This window comes from Spiroplasma sp. Moj, from assembly GCF_016082285.1.
Lineage (GTDB): Bacteria > Bacillota_I > Bacilli_A > Mycoplasmatales > Mycoplasmataceae > Spiroplasma > Spiroplasma phoeniceum.
The window spans coordinates 1-967 of the sequence record NZ_MQTY02000158.1 but is presented as its reverse complement, the minus strand read 5'-3'; the positions used below and the strand labels follow the sequence as shown (position 1 = coordinate 967).

Annotated in this window: 1 protein-coding gene; it reads right to left on the bottom strand. The window is 20.4% G+C overall.

All coding sequences use genetic code 4. The features are described 5' to 3' along the window. Positions 1-7: 7 nt before the first annotated feature. A complete protein-coding gene (locus BST80_RS05270) occupies positions 8-172 on the bottom strand; it encodes a hypothetical protein (RefSeq protein ID WP_415746282.1) in 165 nt (54 codons plus the stop codon). Between the last annotated feature and the right edge of the window lie 795 nt (positions 173-967).

Here is a 967-nt window from a genome sequence, read left to right as displayed (position 1 = left end):
ATATATTTTATAGGAATTTTAAAATAACTAGGTTATGCAAGAAGTCTATTGAATATTTATTATTTTTTTCAATAGTATTAGTAGGATCATAAATTATTGTTTTATTGGGTAAAATAATAGTAATAAAAAAAGAAATAAGCATTGTTGAAATTAAAAGAAATATTTTATTCATAAATTTTCCCTTTCATTGATTTAAAAAATTACTTTATAATTTTACCTAAATAAACTAGTTTTTACATATTATTTATGCATATTTATAAATAAAAAACAATAAAGTTTACTTTATTGTTCTTAACCTATCATAATTAATATCTTATGATGGTGGATAGACATAGTCTTCTGGTTTAAACGAAATTCGATATTTATCAATTGGTCAAGGTGTATAATAAATATTAGACTTCTTGCATAACCTAGTTATTTTAAATATATTTTATAGGAATTTTAAAATAACTAGGTTATGCAAGAAGTCTAATAAATCTGGTCCGTTTATTTTAATAATTAAGGTTAGTATGTGAATAATAATTGTCACATTATTCATTTAATAGTTTATAAATGTTATTGTGTTGCTGATTACTACTAATAAGNAATATAACAAAATTTAAAACTAAACCTAAATTATTTATTTAATANNNNTNTTGCANANNAATAACTATTTGTTATTGATTGCTTATTATTTGATTTATTATGTTATCTATTATTTTTTATGGTGGTCTAGATTGCTGACTATTTTTTGATTCTATATTAGGATTGAAAGGAGTAAAAATACTTAATAAGGTCCATAAATATTATATCCAGTTTTTATTATATGCTTCTAGATTTTTCTGACAATAGTTTCATTTTTAATTATAAAAAATATCAACTTTTCCTAATTTGTCTTTAGTTGGTAAATAATTTGTTAATTTTGTGAAAACCATATACATTTTAGACCAGTTAGTCTTTTAAAAATTTTAACACAGCTTCAGTTGGT